The 576-nt window shown below is 66.1% G+C and carries 1 protein-coding gene; it reads left to right on the forward strand.

Translation table 11 applies throughout. The features are described from left to right. A partial coding sequence (locus J4F42_18550) for a pentapeptide repeat-containing protein (protein MCE2487520.1) occupies positions 1-576 on the forward strand: 576 nt, incomplete at both ends.

A 576-nucleotide genomic window follows, 5' to 3' on the forward strand; every position in this document is an offset into this window, starting at 1 on the left:
CGAAGAGATCCGGGTGTTGGCCGAAGACGAACTCGGCTACTGGGAAAAAGAGGCCGGCTATCACAACCGGGCCGACCCGTGGCAGGAGCAGCGCTACATCGTTCCCCACATCGATAACCAGCTGTATCGACGCCTGCTGAAAGCGCGGGACTTTTCCGACCGGGAGCTGCTCGGTATCCGCGCCGACGGTCGGAATTTGACCGGCCTCACGGCCCGACGGGCTGTGCTGCGCGACGCGCATTTCGAGCGCTCGCAGCTCGACAGGGCATGTTTTGACGGCGCCAATCTGTCCAACGCCCACTTCGAGGGCGCGCGTCTGCGCAATGCGTCGTTTTGTGCCGCTCAGGGACGGGCGGCCGACCTGGAAGGCGCGGACTTCCGGGGGGCGGATCTGCGTGGCGCGGACCTGACTGGGGCGTCCTTATTCGGGGCGACGTTTTGTCCCGAGGGCGGCCAGGACTCAGAAGGCTGGGGCCCGGCGCTGCTCGACCGGACGACCCGTATCGAACCGGCCGGGCTCGACAGCCTCACGCCGAAACAGAGAAACTGCGTCGGCAAACTCCTGGGCTGGGGAGA

The organism is Desulfurellaceae bacterium (assembly GCA_021296095.1).
GTDB lineage: Bacteria > Desulfobacterota > Binatia > Bin18 > Bin18 > JAAXHF01.